Here is a 14306-nt window from a genome sequence, read left to right as displayed (position 1 = left end):
CTACATCTACCCGGCCGGGGATCACTATCGCACCAGCCGCGGAGCGTCCCGGAGCCGAGGTGTCAGCTTCCGGCGATGAGCACGGCACCGAGCACGATCATGGTCGCGGCGAGCACGCCGTCCATGACGCGCCAGGCGGCGGGCTTGGCGAGGTGACGGCCGAGCAGCCGGGCGCCGAAGCCGAGGGCGGTGAACCAGCACAGGCTGGCCAGGACGGCGCCGAGACCGAACGTCCAGCGCAGCGGGCCGTGGTCGGAGGCGACGGAGCCCAGCAGGAACACGGTGTCGAGGTAGACATGCGGGTTGAGCCAGGTCATCGCCAGGCAGGTGAGCACGGCCCGGCGGCGTGATCCGGCCGCCTCTCCCTCCGCCCGCAGCGCGCCGCCGACCGGCCGGAACACCCGGCGGGCGGCCAGGGCGCCGTAGCAGAGCAGGAACGCGCCGCCGATCCAGCCGACCACCGTCAGCGCGCCCGGCCACGCCACCACCACCGCGCCGACGCCGCCGACCCCGAGCGCGATGAGGGCGGCGTCGGAGAGGGCGCAGATGCCGACGACGGCGAGGACGGCTTCGCGGCGGATCCCCTGGCGCAGGACGAAGGCATTCTGCGCGCCGATGGCGACGATGAGGGACAGTCCGGTGCCGAATCCCGCGGCTGCGGCGGTGAAGGTGCTGGTCATGACCTTGACGCTACGGACGGACGCCCCACACGTACAGCTAATGATTCTTACGTATCATTAGCAGATGTGATGATGCCGGATCTCCCGCTGGACCAGGTGCAGACCCTGCTCGCCGTCGTGGACGAGGGCACCTTCGACGCGGCGGCGGCCGCGCTGCATGTGACGCCGTCGGCGATCAGCCAGCGCGTGAAGGCGCTGGAGCAGCGCACGGGGCGGGTGCTGCTGCTGCGGACCAAGCCGGTGCGGCCCACCGAGTCGGGCGAGGTGCTGGTACGGCTGGCCCGCCAGGTGGCGCGGCTGGAGCGCGACGCGTACGCGGAGCTGGGCCTGAGCGGTGCGGGCGAGCCGACCCGGGTCTCGGTCGCGGTGAACGCGGACTCGCTGGCCACCTGGTTCCTCGGGGTGCTCACCCGCGTCCCGGAGGAGCTGCGGCTCTACTTCGAGCTACGCCGGGAGGACGAGGACCACACGGCGGCGCTGCTGCGGGAGGGGGTGGTGATGGCCGCGGTGACCTCGTCGCCGGACGCCGTGCCGGGCTGCTCGGTGCGGTCCCTCGGGCGGATGCGCTACGTCCCGGTGGCCGCGCCGGACTTCGCCGCACGCCACCTCGGCGGCCCCCTGGAGCAGGTACTTGCCGAGGTGCCCGTCGTGACCTTCGATCGCAGGGACGACTTCCAGGACGGCTTCGTCCGCCGGCTCACCCGGGGCCGGAGCGGCGCGAGCGCGCTGCGGCACTACGTACCGACCTCGGAGGGGTTCGTCGACGCCGTGGCCGCCGGACTGGGCTGGGGCCTGGTGCCCGAGGCCCAGGCGGACCCCCTGCTGCGCACCGGCGGGCTCATCGGACTCGCCCCGGGCCGGACGGTCGACGTTCCCCTGTACTGGCAGCAGTGGAAACTCGACTCCCCCGCGCTGGCGCAGGTCGCGGAGACGGTGACGGCGACCGCCGCGGAGGCACTGCGCACCTGAGGCGTGCCGCCCTACTCCCCGATGCTCTCCAACTGCGCCGCCGCGCTGTGCAGCAGCATGTCCAGGGCCGTGGGATAGGCGCTGGTCAGCATGCGGGTGGCGAGAAGGGGTGCCGCTTCCGCGATGCGGGGGTGGGTGGTGGCGGGCAGGCGGGCGTAGGTCGAGCGCCACATCTCCTCGTCGGCGTGCAGTGAGGCGCTGGGCAGTGCCAGCGAGGCGGCGTCGAGTGCCGCGAAGGCCAGGGTGGTGTCGACGAAGGCGTGGTAGATCCGCACCGCGTCCGGCAGCGGGAAGCCCGCCGTGCGCAGGACGTCCAGGACCGCCTCGTCGGCCGCGAGTTCGTGGGCCCGGCCCGAGACCCGGCTGGCGGTGAGCACGGCCGCCTGCGGATGCGCCACGTACGCGGCGTGGATGCGCAGCCCGACGGCCCGCAGGTCAGCCCGCCACTCCCCCGTGGGCGCCCAGCCGCCGAGCGCCTGCCCGATCAGCGCGTCGCCGATGGCGAGCGTCAGGTCGTCCATGCCCCGGAAGTACCGGTAGAGCGTGCTCGGGTCGGCGTCCAGGGCCAGGCCGAGCCTGCGGGCGGTCAGTCCCGCGCTGCCGTGTTCGTGCAGCATGCGCAGCGCCGTCTCGACGATCAGCTCCTCGGACAGCACGGTGCCGCTCTTGGTGGGCCTGCGCCGGCGGCGTTTCTCCTCGGGCACCACGGGCTTCGGCACGACGGCTCCCTCCCTCGCTGCCTTATGCCAACGCCATTGACCTTAAGACAGAGAGCGGCGTTTCATCTCCTCGAGGGCCCGTCACGTTCTTCGCGAAGAGGGAGTTTCTGTTATGCGTGTACTGCTCGTGGGAGCCGGCGGTGTGGGCGGCGCGATCACCCGTATCGCGGCCCGGCGACCCTTCTTCGAGGCGATGGTGGTGGCCGACTACGCCCCGGCCCGGGCCGAGGCGGCGGTCGCCGCGCTCGGCGGCGACGCGCGGTTCACCGCCGAGCGGGTGGACGCCGGTGACGAGGCGGCGGTGGCCCGCCTGCTGGCGCGGCACCGCTGCGACGTCCTGCTCAACGCCACCGACCCCCGCTTCGTGATGCCCCTGTTCCGCGCGGCCCGCGCCGCGGGCGCCACCTATCTCGACATGGCGATGTCGCTGTCCCACCCGCACCAGGAACTGCCGTACGCGGAGTGCGGGGTGAAGCTCGGCGACGAGCAGTTCGCCGAGGCAGCCGACTGGGAGAAGGAGGGGGTGCTGGCGCTCGTCGGCATGGGGGTGGAGCCGGGCCTGTCGGACGTCTTCGCGCGCCACGCCGCCGACGAACTCTTCGACGAGATCGAGGAGATCGGCATCCGCGACGGCGCGAACCTGACCGTCGACGGCTACGACTTCGCACCCTCGTTCAGCATCTGGACCACCATCGAGGAATGCCTCAACCCGCCGGTCGTCTACGAGACCGACCGCGGCTGGTTCACCACCGAGCCCTTCAGCGAGCTCGAGGTCTTCGACTTCCCCGAGGGGATCGGCCCGGTCGAGTGCGTCAACGTGGAGCACGAGGAGGTGCTGCTCGTCCCGCGCTGGGTCGACGCCCGCCGCGTCACCTTCAAGTACGGCCTGGGCCGGGAGTTCGTCGAGACGCTGAAGACGCTGCATTTGCTGGGTCTGGACCGCACCGACCCGGTGACCGTGCCGGGGCCGGACGGCCCGGTGGCGGTCTCGCCCCGGGACCTGGTCGCCGCGTGCCTGCCCGACCCGGCGACCCTCGGCGAGCGGATGCACGGCAAGACGTGCGCGGGCACCTGGGTGCGGGGCGTCAAGGACGGCAAGCCGCGCGAGGTGTACCTCTACCACGTGGTCGACAACCAGTGGTCCATGAAGGAGTACGGCAGTCAGGCCGTGGTGTGGCAGACCGCCGTCAACCCGGTCGTCGCGCTCGAACTCCTCGCCACCGGCGCCTGGTCGGGCACGGGCGTGCGGGGCCCGGAGGCCTTCCCGGCCCGCCCGTTCCTGGACCTGCTGACGGCCTACGGCTCGCCCTGGGGCATGCGCGAGCAGTGACCTGGTTGTCCGTGCGATTTTGTTTCACGAGGCATCGACAGGTGACCCGAAAAGGAGTAATCATCCGAACGGGCACGTTTCTACTGTGATGCAGGTGACTTCGATGGACAACTGGCGAGACCACGCTGCCTGCCGGCACGAGGACCCCGAGCTCTTCTTCCCGATCGGCACCACGGGCCCTGCCCTGCTGCAGACGGAGCAGGCCAAGTCGGTGTGCCGGCGCTGCCCCGTCCAGGACGAGTGCCTGCAATGGGCCATGGACACGGGCCAGTCCATCGGTGTGTGGGGCGGCACGAGCGAGACGGAACGGCGTGCGCTGAAGCGGCGCACGGCGGCCCGGCGCCGCTCCGGCTGACGTCCCTCCACCGGCCGTCCGGCGCGGCCGGGGTTACGCTCGCGCCGTACCCGTCCGTCACAGAAGGGGCCGGCCATGAGCGTGCGCGTCCGCCGTGTCTACGATCCGCCCGAGCCGGCCGACGGGACGCGCGTCCTGGTCGACCGGCTGTGGCCGCGCGGACTCTCGAAGGACGCGGCCCGGGTGGACGAGTGGCCGAAGGCGCTCACCCCGTCGACGGAGCTGCGCCGCTGGTACCACGCGGGCGAGGCCTCGTACGAGGAGTTCGCCGAGCGGTACGAGGCGGAGCTCGACGGCGACGAGGCCGCCGAACTCCTCGGCCGGGTGCGGGACCTGGTCCGCCAGGGTGACGTGACACTGCTGACCGCGTCCAAGACGCCGGAACGGAGCCACGCGACGGTGCTGGCCCGCCTCCTCGAAGACTGAGGAGGCGGGCCCGAGCCTGTCAGGCGGTCTGCTTCGCCGCCGCCCGGCCGGCCGCCCGCCCCGAGAAGAGGCAGCCGCCGAGGAAGGTGCCCTCCAGGGCGTTGTAACCGTGGACACCGCCGCCGCCGAATCCGGCGACCTCGCCCGCCGCGTACAGCCCCTCCACCGGCTTGCCGTCCGCCCCGAGGGCGCGGGAGTCGAGATCGGTCTGGATGCCGCCGAGGGTCTTGCGGGTGAGGACGTGCAGCTTGACGCCGATCAGGGGGCCGGCCGCCGGGTCGAGGATGCGGTGCGGGGTGGCGACCCGGCCGAGGCGGTCGCCGATGTAGCGGCGGGCGTTGCGGATGCCCTGCATCTGGGCGTCCTTGGCGTAGGGGTTGACGATCTGCAGGTCACGCGCCTCGATCTGGCGCTTGATCCCGGGCGCGTCGAGGAGCGGCTTGTCGGTGAGGTCGTTCATCTTCGCGACCAGTTGTTCGATGCTGGGCGCGGTCACGAAGTCGGCGCCCATGCGCAGGAACGCGTCGACGGGTCCGGGCGCGCCCTTTCCTAGGATGCGTTCCTTGAGGAACCCGGCGCGGTCCTTGGCGGTGATGTCGGGGTTCTGCTCGGAGCCCGACAGCGCGAACTCCTTCTCGATGATCTTCTGGGTGAGGATGAACCAGGAGTGGTCGTACCCGGCGATGTCCTCGGTGGTGCGCAGGTGCCTCAAGGTGCCGAGGGTGTCGTAGCCGGGCAGGTACGGCCCGGGCAGGCGGCGGCCGAGGGCGTCGAACCACATCGAGGACGGCCCGGGCAGGATGCGGATGCCGTGGCCGGGCCAGATCGGGTCCCAGTTCCGCAAACCCTCGGTGTAGTGCCACATGCGGTCGCGGTTGACCAGCCGTACGCCCGCCCGGGCGCTGATGTCGAGCATCCGCCCGTCGACGTAGGCGGGTACGCCCGTGACCATCTCCTGCGGCGGGGTGCCGAGGCGCTCGGGCCAGTGGCGGCGGACGATGTCGTGGTTCGCGCCGATGCCGCCGCTGGTGACGATGACGGCCTGGGCGGTGAGTTCGAACTCGCCGGCCGGGTCCCGGTTGGAGGCGACGCCGCGGGGTGAGGTGTCCTCGGCCAGGACCGTGCCGCGTACGCCCCTGGCGGCGCCGTTCTCGACGACCAGTTCGTCGACGCGGTGGCGGTGGTGGAAGGTGAGCAGGCCGTCGCGCGCGGCCTGCCTGGCGTAGCGCACGAACGGTTCGACCACGCCGGTGCCGGTGCCCCAGGCGATGTGGAAGCGGGGCACGGTGTTGCCGTGCCCGTGCGCCGTGAGGTCGCCGCGCTCGGCCCAGCCGACGGTGGGCAGGAAGGTGATGCCGTGCCCGTCCAGCCAGGACCGCTTCTCCCCGGCGGCGAACTCGACGTAGGCGCGCGCCCAGCGCACGGCCCAGGAGTCCTCGTCGTCCAGCCGGTCGAAGCCGGCGCTGCCCCGCCAGTCGCTCCAGGCGAGGTCGAAGGAGTCCTTGATGCCCAGGCGCCGCTGCTGCGGCGAGTCGACGAGGAACAGCCCGCCGAAGGACCAGAAGGCCTGTCCCCCGAGGTTGGCGGAGTTCTCCTGGTCGACGAGGGCGACCCTGCGGCCCCTGCTGGTCAGCTCGTGTGCCGCGACCAGGCCGGCGAGGCCCGCTCCTACGACGATGGCGTCGGCATCCATGGCGACCGTTCCCTTCCTCAGTTCTGATCGGGGGTGCCGCTGCCGTCGGTCAGCAGGGCCGTGAGCAGTTGCTTCAGCCAGACGCGGGCGTGCTCGAGGTCCCGGTCCAGCAGCAGTTGCGTGGTGACGCCGTCGTACGCGGCGACCACGGCGCGGGCGGCGCCGTCGGTGTCGCCCAGGACGGCGGGCAGTGCGGTGTGGCCGCGGGCGCGGGCGAGCCGGTCGGCGATCGCCTGCCGCAGCCGCGCGCGGTGTTCCAGCAGACTGCGCGCCACGTCCGGGTCGCGGGCCGCGTGCACGAGGAAGTCCGTCTTCACCAGAAGCCAGTCCCGGTCGAGGAGCAGCACGTCGGTGACCCGGTCCACGGCGGCCGGCACGTCGAGACCGGGCCCGTCGAGGGCGAGGGCCCCCGACACCTGCTCGGCGATCAGGTCGGCCCGCTCGCGGTAGAGGGCGAAGAACAGCTCGTCGAGGCTGGAGAAGTTGGAGTAGAAGGCGCCTCGGCTGTAGCCGGCGGCCTCGCAGACCTCCTCGATGGAGACGTGCCCGAAGCCCTTGGCCGCGAACACGGAGAACGCCGCGTCCAGGAGGTTGGCCCGCGTGCGCACCCGGCGCCTGGTCACCCGCCCCGTCGTCCCCTCCACGGCCATGTCGGCCCCCTTTCGATACAGGACTGTATTCGATACACCGATGTATCGAAAGTCTCGCGTCATGAACCCTGCAATTCACATGGAACATATTTTCGATTACGGAGTACGCTGGGCGCATGCACCTCCAGGGCTCCCTCTTCGACCAGACCGACGAGCTGCGCCTCGGTCCTCTCGACGGGATCAGCCGCACCCACCTCGGGTTCGGCGCCTGGCTCGACGTCCTGCCGGCGTGGCTCAGCGGTTCCGACGACCTGTTTGAACAGCTGGCCGCCGAGGTGCCGTGGCGCGCGGAGCGGCGCACGATGTACGACCACGTCGTCGACGTCCCCCGGCTGCTCGCCTTCTACGGCGCGGACGACCCACTGCCGCACCGGGTGCTGGACGAGGCGCGGGACGCCCTGTCCGCCCACTACGCCGGCGAACTGGGCGAGCCGTTCACCACGGCCGGGCTCTGCTACTACCGCGACGGCCGGGACAGCGTGGCCTGGCACGGAGACCGGATCGGACGCGGCGCCCGCGAGGACACGATGGTCGCCATCCTGTCGGTGGGAGCACCCCGGGATCTGCTGCTGCGCCCGATGCGGGGCGGCCGGGACACCGTACGCCGCCCGCTGGGCCACGGGGACCTGGTCGTGATGGGCGGCTCCTGCCAGCGCACCTGGGAACACTCCGTCCCCAAGAGCACGCGGGCGACGGGGCCGCGCATCAGCGTCCAGTTCCGCCCGCACGGCGTGCACTGAGGCCGCCCGAACCGCCCTGGCGCGCGGGTGCGTTGATCGCGGACCCGGTGATTCCGCCTGTCGCGGGTTCTGCTTTCCTTCTCTCATCGGGCTGGGACCACACAACGCGGGGCGATCATGCGGGCAGACGTACGGCAAGTCGCGGACGGCACCTACCTGGTGCACGGCTCCGACACCAACTGGGTGATCCTCACGGAGGGGGACGCCGTCACTCTGGTCGACACCGGCTACCCCGGGGACCGGGAGCAGGTCCTCGCCTCACTCGCGGAGGTGGGCAGCTCCCCGGAGGCGGTCGCCGCCGTGCTGATCACGCATGCGCACAACGACCACCTGGGTTCCGCCGAGCACCTGCGCGCCACGTACGGCACGCCTGTCTACCTGCACGAGGCCGAAGTGCCGCACGCGCGCCGGGAGTTCCTGCAGCAGGTGTCCGTCGGGACGGTGCTGAGCAACGCCTGGCGGCCGGGCGTACTGCCGTGGATGGTGCACGCGCTGCGCTCCGGCGGCACGACGCACAACCCGGTCACGGCCCCCGCGCCCTTCCCGACGGCGGGTGCCCTCGACCTGCCGGGCCGTCCCGTGCCGGTGCACACCCCGGGCCACACCGACGGGCACTGCGCCTACCACGTGCCGGGCACCGGTGTGCTGATCTCCGGCGACGCCCTGGTCAGCGGGCACCCCACCTCGCGGATCGAGGGGCCTCAACTGCTGCCGGACATGTTCCACCACGAGCGCCGGCGTGCCCTGGCCTCCCTGGATCTGCTCGCGGAGCTGGAGGGCGATCTGCTGCTGCCCGGGCACGGTCCGGTCCACCGCGGCCCGGTGCGGGACGCCGCGCACCGGGCCCGCGAGCGCGCCCTTTAATCTGATGTGACGATCGGCGGCGAGACAAGGACACCCGGCCCATGGCACTGCAGATCAGCGCGACCAACCCGGAGCATCCCGCGCTCCTGCTGGAACTGCCGTGGGACGTTCCCCTGGAGGAGTGGCCGGAGGAGTACCTGGTGCCCCTGCCGCGCGGCATCTCCCGGCACGTGGTGCGCTACTCCCGGGCCGGCGACGAGGTGATCGCCGTCAAGGAACTGGCCGAGCGGCCCGCGCAGCGCGAGTACGACATGCTGCGCGACCTGGACCGGCTCGGCATCCCGTCGGTGGACCCCCTCGCCGTGGTGACCGGCCGCACCACCGCGGACGGCACCCCGCTGGAGAGTGTCCTGATCACCCGGCACCTGGGCGGGTCCATGCCGTATCGCTCGATGTTCGAGACGACCATGCGCCCGGCCACCATGCACCGGCTGATGGACGCGCTCGCCGTGCTGCTGGTGCGGCTGCACCTGGCCGGGTTCGCCTGGGGCGACTGCTCCCTGTCCAACACCCTTTTCCGGCGGGACGCGGGTGCCTACGCCGCGTATCTGGTGGACGCCGAGACCGGTGATCTGCATCCGCAGCTCAGCGTGGGACAGCGCGAGTACGACCTGGACCTCGCCCGGGTGAACATCAGCGGGGAGCTGCTGGACCTGGAGGCGTCCGGGGCGCTGCACCCGTCCGTGGACCCCATCGAGTTCGGCATGGAGATCTGTGCCCGCTACCGCACGCTGTGGGACGAGCTGACCCGCACCTCCGTCTATCCGGCCGGCCAATACCACTACATTGAGCGCCGGATCCGCCGCCTGAACGAACTCGGCTTCGATGTCGCCGAGATGCAGATCGAGCACGCGTCGAACGGTGACACCGTGAGCTTCGTGCCCAAGGTCGTCGACGCGGGCCACCACCAGCGGCAGCTGCTGCGCCTGACCGGCCTCGACACCGAGGAGAACCAGGCCCGGCGGCTGCTGAACGACCTGGAGAGCTGGATGGCGACCCAGGACGACTACGCGCCGGGCGACCCCCTGGGGGCCCGCCCGGAGGTCCTCGCCCACCGCTGGGTGCGGGAGGTGTTCCGGCCGACCGTGCGAGCCGTTCCGCCCGAGCTGCGGGGCGCGGTGGACCCGGCGGAGATCTACCACCAGCTCCTCGAACACCGCTGGTACATGTCCGAGCGGGCCCAGCACGACATCGGCATCGACACCGCGGTCGAGGACTACATTCAGAACATCCTGCCCAAGGCCCGCAAGACGCTGCAGCCGACCGCGGAATGAGCAGCCGCGGCCGTCGGGCGTGAGCCGGGCTTCTTACGGCACCACGACGACCGGGCAGTCCGCGTGGTGCAGCATGCCGTGCGCCACCGAGCCGATCCGGGCGCCGACGGCCGTACGGTGCGCCCGGCGGCCCACGACCATCAGCTGGGCCGTACCGGCCACCGACAGCAGGACCTGGGCGGCGCTGCCCATCTCGACGTGTTCCTCCACCGGTACGCCGGGGAAGCGCTCCCGCCACGGCCGGACCGCCTCGTCCAGGCTCTTCTTCTCGTACGGCTCCAGTCCGCCGGCCTCGTCGAGGAGCTTCAGCGAGCCCGGGCTGTAGGCGAACAAGGGCGGCAGGGTCCAGGCCCGTACGACCCGCACGGTCGCTCCGCGCGCGGCCGCCGTCTCGAAGGCGAAGCGCAGCGCGTCGGCGCTGTCCTCCGGGTCGCCCTGCTGGCCCACGACGATCTCGCGCCCGGCGGCCTCGGCGGAGGGTGCGTCGCCCGCGCGGACGAGGACGACGGGCCGGGCGGCCCCGGCGATCACCTGCTGGCCCGCCGAGCCGAGCAGGAAGCCGACGATCGGCCCGTGCCCGCGCGAGCCCAGCACCAGCAGCTCGGCGTCGGCTGCGGCGGCGAGCAGGGTGTCGACTGCCGGCCCCTCGACGATGTCGGTGGTCACGTCGAGGCCCGGGTGCCGTTCGGTGACGGTCCCGACGGCCTCGTTCACCGCGCCGCGCACCCATTCCGCCTGGCTGTCGGCGTCCCCGGCGATCCGCGCCTCGGGCGCCTCCTGCGGCTGGGGCCGCCAGGCGTGCACCACCCGCAGTGCCAGCCCGCGCCGCACTGCCTCCCGGGCCGCCCAGGACAGAGCGGCGAGGCTCTCCTGCGATCCGTCGACTCCTGCGGTGATCGGGCCTGTCATCCGGCTGCCTCCCTGAGAAACGGTCACTGCGTGCGTCCAGTCTTCACTACCCCTCTTCACCGCCTCCACCGAGTCCCGGACCGCCCGGGGTGATCTCCGTTTCGGAGCGCCGCCCGGCGATCGAACATACGATGGGCGAAGGCCGGCGCGGCGCCCCGGGACGCCGTGCCGTGAGTCGACCGCCCGGTGTGGGGGACGTATGGCACAGGCCGCCGACGCGGCACGGACCGTCATCATGACCGTGGACGACGACCCGGGAGTCTCCCGGGCCGTGGCCCGGGATCTGCGGCGGCGGTACGGCGCGTCGTACCGGATCGTGCGCGCGGAGTCGGGCGAGTCCGCGCTCGACGCGCTGCGGGAGCTGAAGCTGCGCGGCGATCTCGTGGCGGTGATCCTGGCCGACTACCGGATGCCGCAGATGAACGGCATCGAGTTCCTCGAACAGGCCCTGGACGTGTACCCGGGCGCGCGGCGCGTGCTGCTGACGGCGTACGCGGACACCAACGCCGCGATCGACGCGATCAACGTCGTCGACCTCGACCACTACCTCCTCAAGCCGTGGGACCCGCCCGAGGAGAAGCTCTACCCGGTCGTGGACGACCTGCTCCAGGCGTGGCGGACCAGCGACTTCCGGCCGGTGCCCAGCACCAAGGTCGTGGGGCACCGCTGGTCGTCGCGGTCCTCGGACGTACGGGAGTTCCTGGCCCGCAACCAGGTGCCGTACCGCTGGTACTCCGCCGAGGAGCCGGAGGGGCGGCGGCTGCTGGCCGCGGCCGGCACGGACGCGATGCGGCTGCCGGTGGTCATCACGCCGGACGGGACGCCCCTGGTCGAACCGGAGGCCGTCGACCTCGCCTCCCGGGTCGGTCTGGCGACGACCCCCACGGCCGACTTCTACGACCTGGTCGTGATCGGCGGCGGACCGGCAGGACTCGGCGCCGCCGTCTACGGTGCCTCCGAGGGGCTGCGGACCGTGCTGGTGGAGCGGTCGGCGACCGGCGGCCAGGCGGGGCAGAGTTCGCGCATCGAGAACTACCTGGGCTTCCCCGACGGGGTGTCGGGTGCGCAGCTCACCGACCGGGCACGGCGGCAGGCGGCGAAGTTCGGCGCCGAGATCCTCACCGCGCGCGAGGTGACGGCGCTGGAGGTCAACGGCGCCGCCCGGATCGTCCGGTTCTCCGACGGCTCGGCGGTCGCCGCGCACAGCGTGATCCTGGCGACCGGCGTGTCCTACCGGCAGCTGGCCGCGCCCGGCTGCGACGACCTGACCGGCTGCGGGGTCTTCTACGGCTCGGCCCTGACGGAGGCCCCCTCCTGCCAGGGGCAGGACGTCTACATCGTGGGCGGCGCCAACTCCGCCGGGCAGGCTGCGATGTACCTCTCGCGGGGCGCCAAGTCGGTGACGCTGCTGGTGCGCGGCGAATCGCTGTCGGCGTCGATGTCGCACTACCTGATCCAGCAGATCGAGGAGTCGCCCAACATCCAGGTCCGTGCCCGCACGGTCGTCGAGGAGGCGCACGGCGACGGCCACCTGGAACGGCTCACCCTGCGGGACGTGGACAGCGGGCAGACCGAACAGGTCGACGCGCAGTGGGTGTTCGTGTTCATCGGCGCGGCCCCGCTGACCGACTGGCTGGACGGCACGGTGCTGCGGGACGAGCGCGGTTTCATCCTCGCCGGGCCCGACCTGACCCCCGACGGCCGCCCGCCCGAGGACTGGGAGCTGGACCGGCCGCCGTACCACCTGGAGACGAACGTGCCCGGCGTGTTCGTGGCGGGCGACGCCCGTGCCGAGTCCGCCAAGCGCGTCGCGTCCGCCGTCGGAGAGGGAGCCATGGCCGTGATGCTCGTCCACCGGTATCTGGAGCAGTCATGAGCGGGCGGTCGTTGCCGTGCAACCCGCAGGAGATCGGGGCGCTGTTCCTGTTCGAGAAGCTCACGCCCGAGCAGCTCGGCAGGCTGTGCGGCGAGGGACGGGTGGAGCGGTTCGAGCCCGGCCCCGTGTACACCGAGGGCGAGCCCGCCACCTGCTTCTACGTGATGCTCGAGGGCACGGTCGTGCTGTACCGCCGGGTCGGCGGGGACGACGTGGAGGTGACCCGGACCTCCCAGCGCGGGGTGTACGCCGGGTCCATGCAGGCGTATCTGGGCGACCGGGTGCGGCAGGTCTACAACAACTCCATGCGCGTCACCGAGCCGACGCGGTTCTTCGTGCTGCCCGCCGACACGTTCGCGGACATCATGCAGGAGTGGTTCCCGATGGCGGTGCATCTGCTGGAGGGGCTGTTCTTCGGTTCGAAGAGCACCCAGCGGGCCATCGGCCAGCGCGAACGGCTGCTGGCGCTGGGCTCCTTGTCGGCGGGGCTCACCCACGAGCTCAACAACCCCGCCGCCGCGGCTGTCCGGGCCACCGCGACGCTGCGGGAGCGGGTCGGCAAGATGCGGCACAAGCTGGCGGTCATCGCGCAGGGGTCCTACTCCCCCGAGGTCATGGCGAACCTCATCGACATCCAGGAGCGCACCGCCGAGCGGGTCGCCAAGGCGCCCGCGCTGAGCCCGCTGGAGGCCTCCGACCGGGAGGACGTACTCAGCGACTGGCTCGACGACCGGGGCATCCCGGAGGGCTGGCGGATCGCGCCGGTGTTCGTGCAGGCCGGTCTCGACGAGGACTGGCTGGACCAGGTCGCGGCGGCCGTCGACGAGGAGATGCTGCCGAGCGCGATCGGGTGGCTCAACTACACCGTCGAGACCGAGCTGCTGATGGACGAGATCAACGACTCGACCACCCGTATCTCGCATCTCGTCGACGCGGCGAAACAGTACTCGCAGCTCGACCGGGCGCCCTTCCAGAACGCCGATGTGCACGAACTCCTCGACTCCACGCTGCTGATGCTGTCGGGCAAGATCGGCAAGGAGATCAAGGTCGTCAAGGAGTACGACCGGACGCTGCCGAGGATCCCGGCGTACCCGGCGGAGCTCAACCAGGTGTGGACGAATCTGATCGACAACGCGGTGTCGGCCATCAACAGCGCGGGCGGCGAAGGGACGCTGACCGTGCGGACGGCTCCGGACCACGACCGGCTGCTGGTGGAGTTCCGGGACACGGGTGTCGGCATTCCGGCGGAGGACCGGGGGCGGATCTTCGATCCGTTCTTCACGACGAAGCCGGTGGGTGAGGGGACCGGGCTCGGCCTCGACATCTCCTGGCGGATCGTGGTCAACAAACACCACGGGAGCATCCAGGTGGAGTCGGAGCCTGGGAACACACGGTTCCAGGTGCTGCTTCCGCTCACATCGGTCGAGGAGGAGCCTTCATGAGTGGCGACAGTGGTGACAACGGCATCGACCCGGGCGTGCCGCCGAGCGGCAACGGGTGCGTGGAGTGCGACGCGGCCGGGGGGTGGTGGTTCCATCTGCGGCGGTGCGCGCGGTGCGGGCACGTGGGGTGTTGTGACAGTTCGCCCGCGCAGCACGCGACGGGGCATTTCCGGGCCACCGGGCATCCCCTGGTGCAGAGCTTCGAGCCCGGGGAGAACTGGTACTGGGACTACTCTGCGAACGAGTTGTACGAGGGCGGGCCCGAACTGGCTCCGCCTGTGAGTCATCCCGCGGATCAGCCGACACCGGGGCCCGCGGGGCGTGTGCCGGTTGATTGGGCGAAGGTGTTGCGGGCCTAGGAGCCCCCTGGCAGAAGAAG

15 protein-coding genes are annotated in these 14306 nt (G+C 71.7%); 10 read left to right on the top strand and 5 right to left on the bottom strand.

Going from position 1 to position 14306, the window contains the following annotated elements; all coding sequences use genetic code 11:
- Positions 1–62: 62 nt before the first annotated feature.
- Entirely contained in the window at positions 63–680 is a 618-nt protein-coding gene (locus ACFZBT_RS33350) for a LysE family transporter (protein WP_391111654.1), read from the bottom strand.
- 69 nt (positions 681–749) lie between these two features.
- On the opposite strand from ACFZBT_RS33350, the gene ACFZBT_RS33345 reads away from it, so the two are divergent.
- Positions 750–1649, top strand: a complete 900-nt coding sequence (locus tag ACFZBT_RS33345) for an ArgP/LysG family DNA-binding transcriptional regulator (RefSeq protein ID WP_391111731.1) — start codon at positions 750–752, stop codon at positions 1647–1649.
- 11 nt (positions 1650–1660) lie between these two features.
- Here ACFZBT_RS33345 and ACFZBT_RS33340 read toward each other — a convergent pair whose 3' ends face one another.
- Positions 1661–2368, bottom strand: coding sequence for a TetR/AcrR family transcriptional regulator C-terminal domain-containing protein (locus ACFZBT_RS33340; protein ID WP_391111651.1), 708 nt, complete (start codon positions 2366–2368; stop codon positions 1661–1663).
- A 112-nt stretch (positions 2369–2480) separates the two neighbouring features.
- Here ACFZBT_RS33340 and ACFZBT_RS33335 point away from each other — a divergent pair, with 112 nt between their 5' ends.
- The 3 genes from ACFZBT_RS33335 to ACFZBT_RS33325 all read left to right on the top strand — a co-directional run bounded on the left by ACFZBT_RS33335 (position 2481) and on the right by ACFZBT_RS33325 (position 4479).
- Complete coding sequence (locus ACFZBT_RS33335; RefSeq protein WP_391111648.1) at positions 2481–3698, top strand: saccharopine dehydrogenase C-terminal domain-containing protein; 1218 nt, start codon at positions 2481–2483, stop codon at positions 3696–3698.
- A gap of 103 nt (positions 3699–3801) precedes the next feature.
- On the top strand, positions 3802–4053 hold the full coding sequence (locus tag ACFZBT_RS33330) for a WhiB family transcriptional regulator (RefSeq protein WP_215123942.1): 252 nt from the start codon (positions 3802–3804) through the stop codon (positions 4051–4053).
- Positions 4054–4128: 75 nt separating this feature from the next.
- Positions 4129–4479, top strand: a complete 351-nt coding sequence (locus tag ACFZBT_RS33325) for a DUF488 family protein (protein WP_391111644.1) — start codon at positions 4129–4131, stop codon at positions 4477–4479.
- Between the two features lie 19 nt (positions 4480–4498).
- On the opposite strand, the gene ACFZBT_RS33320 is transcribed toward ACFZBT_RS33325, so the two are convergent.
- Both ACFZBT_RS33320 and ACFZBT_RS33315 read right to left on the bottom strand, forming a co-directional pair.
- A complete protein-coding gene (locus tag ACFZBT_RS33320; protein ID WP_391111641.1) occupies positions 4499–6172 on the bottom strand; it encodes an FAD-binding dehydrogenase in 1674 nt (557 codons plus the stop codon).
- 17 nt (positions 6173–6189) lie between these two features.
- Complete coding sequence (locus ACFZBT_RS33315) at positions 6190–6822, bottom strand: TetR family transcriptional regulator (protein ID WP_391111638.1); 633 nt, start codon at positions 6820–6822, stop codon at positions 6190–6192.
- 116 nt (positions 6823–6938) lie between these two features.
- Between ACFZBT_RS33315 and ACFZBT_RS33310 the strand changes: the two genes are divergently transcribed.
- From ACFZBT_RS33310 to ACFZBT_RS33300, 3 genes are all read left to right on the top strand, one after another.
- The gene (locus ACFZBT_RS33310; protein ID WP_391111635.1) at positions 6939–7562 is read left to right on the top strand and encodes an alpha-ketoglutarate-dependent dioxygenase AlkB; all 624 of its coding nucleotides are present in this window, start codon (positions 6939–6941) and stop codon (positions 7560–7562) included.
- 117 nt (positions 7563–7679) lie between these two features.
- Entirely contained in the window at positions 7680–8426 is a 747-nt protein-coding gene (locus ACFZBT_RS33305) for an MBL fold metallo-hydrolase (protein ID WP_391111633.1), read from the top strand.
- Between the two features lie 41 nt (positions 8427–8467).
- Complete coding sequence (locus tag ACFZBT_RS33300) at positions 8468–9700, top strand: DUF4032 domain-containing protein (RefSeq protein ID WP_391111630.1); 1233 nt, start codon at positions 8468–8470, stop codon at positions 9698–9700.
- Between the two features lie 33 nt (positions 9701–9733).
- Here ACFZBT_RS33300 and ACFZBT_RS33295 read toward each other — a convergent pair whose 3' ends face one another.
- On the bottom strand, positions 9734–10609 hold the full coding sequence (locus tag ACFZBT_RS33295; protein WP_391111628.1) for a universal stress protein: 876 nt from the start codon (positions 10607–10609) through the stop codon (positions 9734–9736).
- A 199-nt stretch (positions 10610–10808) separates the two neighbouring features.
- Here ACFZBT_RS33295 and ACFZBT_RS33290 point away from each other — a divergent pair, with 199 nt between their 5' ends.
- Genes ACFZBT_RS33290 through ACFZBT_RS33280 form a run of 3 tightly spaced genes read left to right on the top strand, consistent with a single transcriptional unit; the run spans position 10809 to position 14286 of the window.
- On the top strand, positions 10809–12485 hold the full coding sequence (locus ACFZBT_RS33290; RefSeq protein WP_391111625.1) for an FAD-dependent oxidoreductase: 1677 nt from the start codon (positions 10809–10811) through the stop codon (positions 12483–12485).
- Complete coding sequence (locus ACFZBT_RS33285; RefSeq protein ID WP_391111622.1) at positions 12482–13927, top strand: ATP-binding protein; 1446 nt, start codon at positions 12482–12484, stop codon at positions 13925–13927. Before ACFZBT_RS33290 ends, ACFZBT_RS33285 begins: the two co-directional genes overlap by 4 nt.
- Complete coding sequence (locus ACFZBT_RS33280) at positions 13924–14286, top strand: UBP-type zinc finger domain-containing protein (RefSeq protein WP_391111620.1); 363 nt, start codon at positions 13924–13926, stop codon at positions 14284–14286. Before ACFZBT_RS33285 ends, ACFZBT_RS33280 begins: the two co-directional genes overlap by 4 nt.
- Positions 14287–14306: the final 20 nt, after the last annotated feature.

Source organism: Streptomyces sp. NPDC008137, assembly GCF_042957035.1.
Taxonomy (GTDB): domain Bacteria; phylum Actinomycetota; class Actinomycetes; order Streptomycetales; family Streptomycetaceae; genus Streptomyces.
The sequence above is the reverse complement of the archived record's forward strand: the minus strand, read 5'-3'. Positions and strand labels throughout refer to the sequence as shown.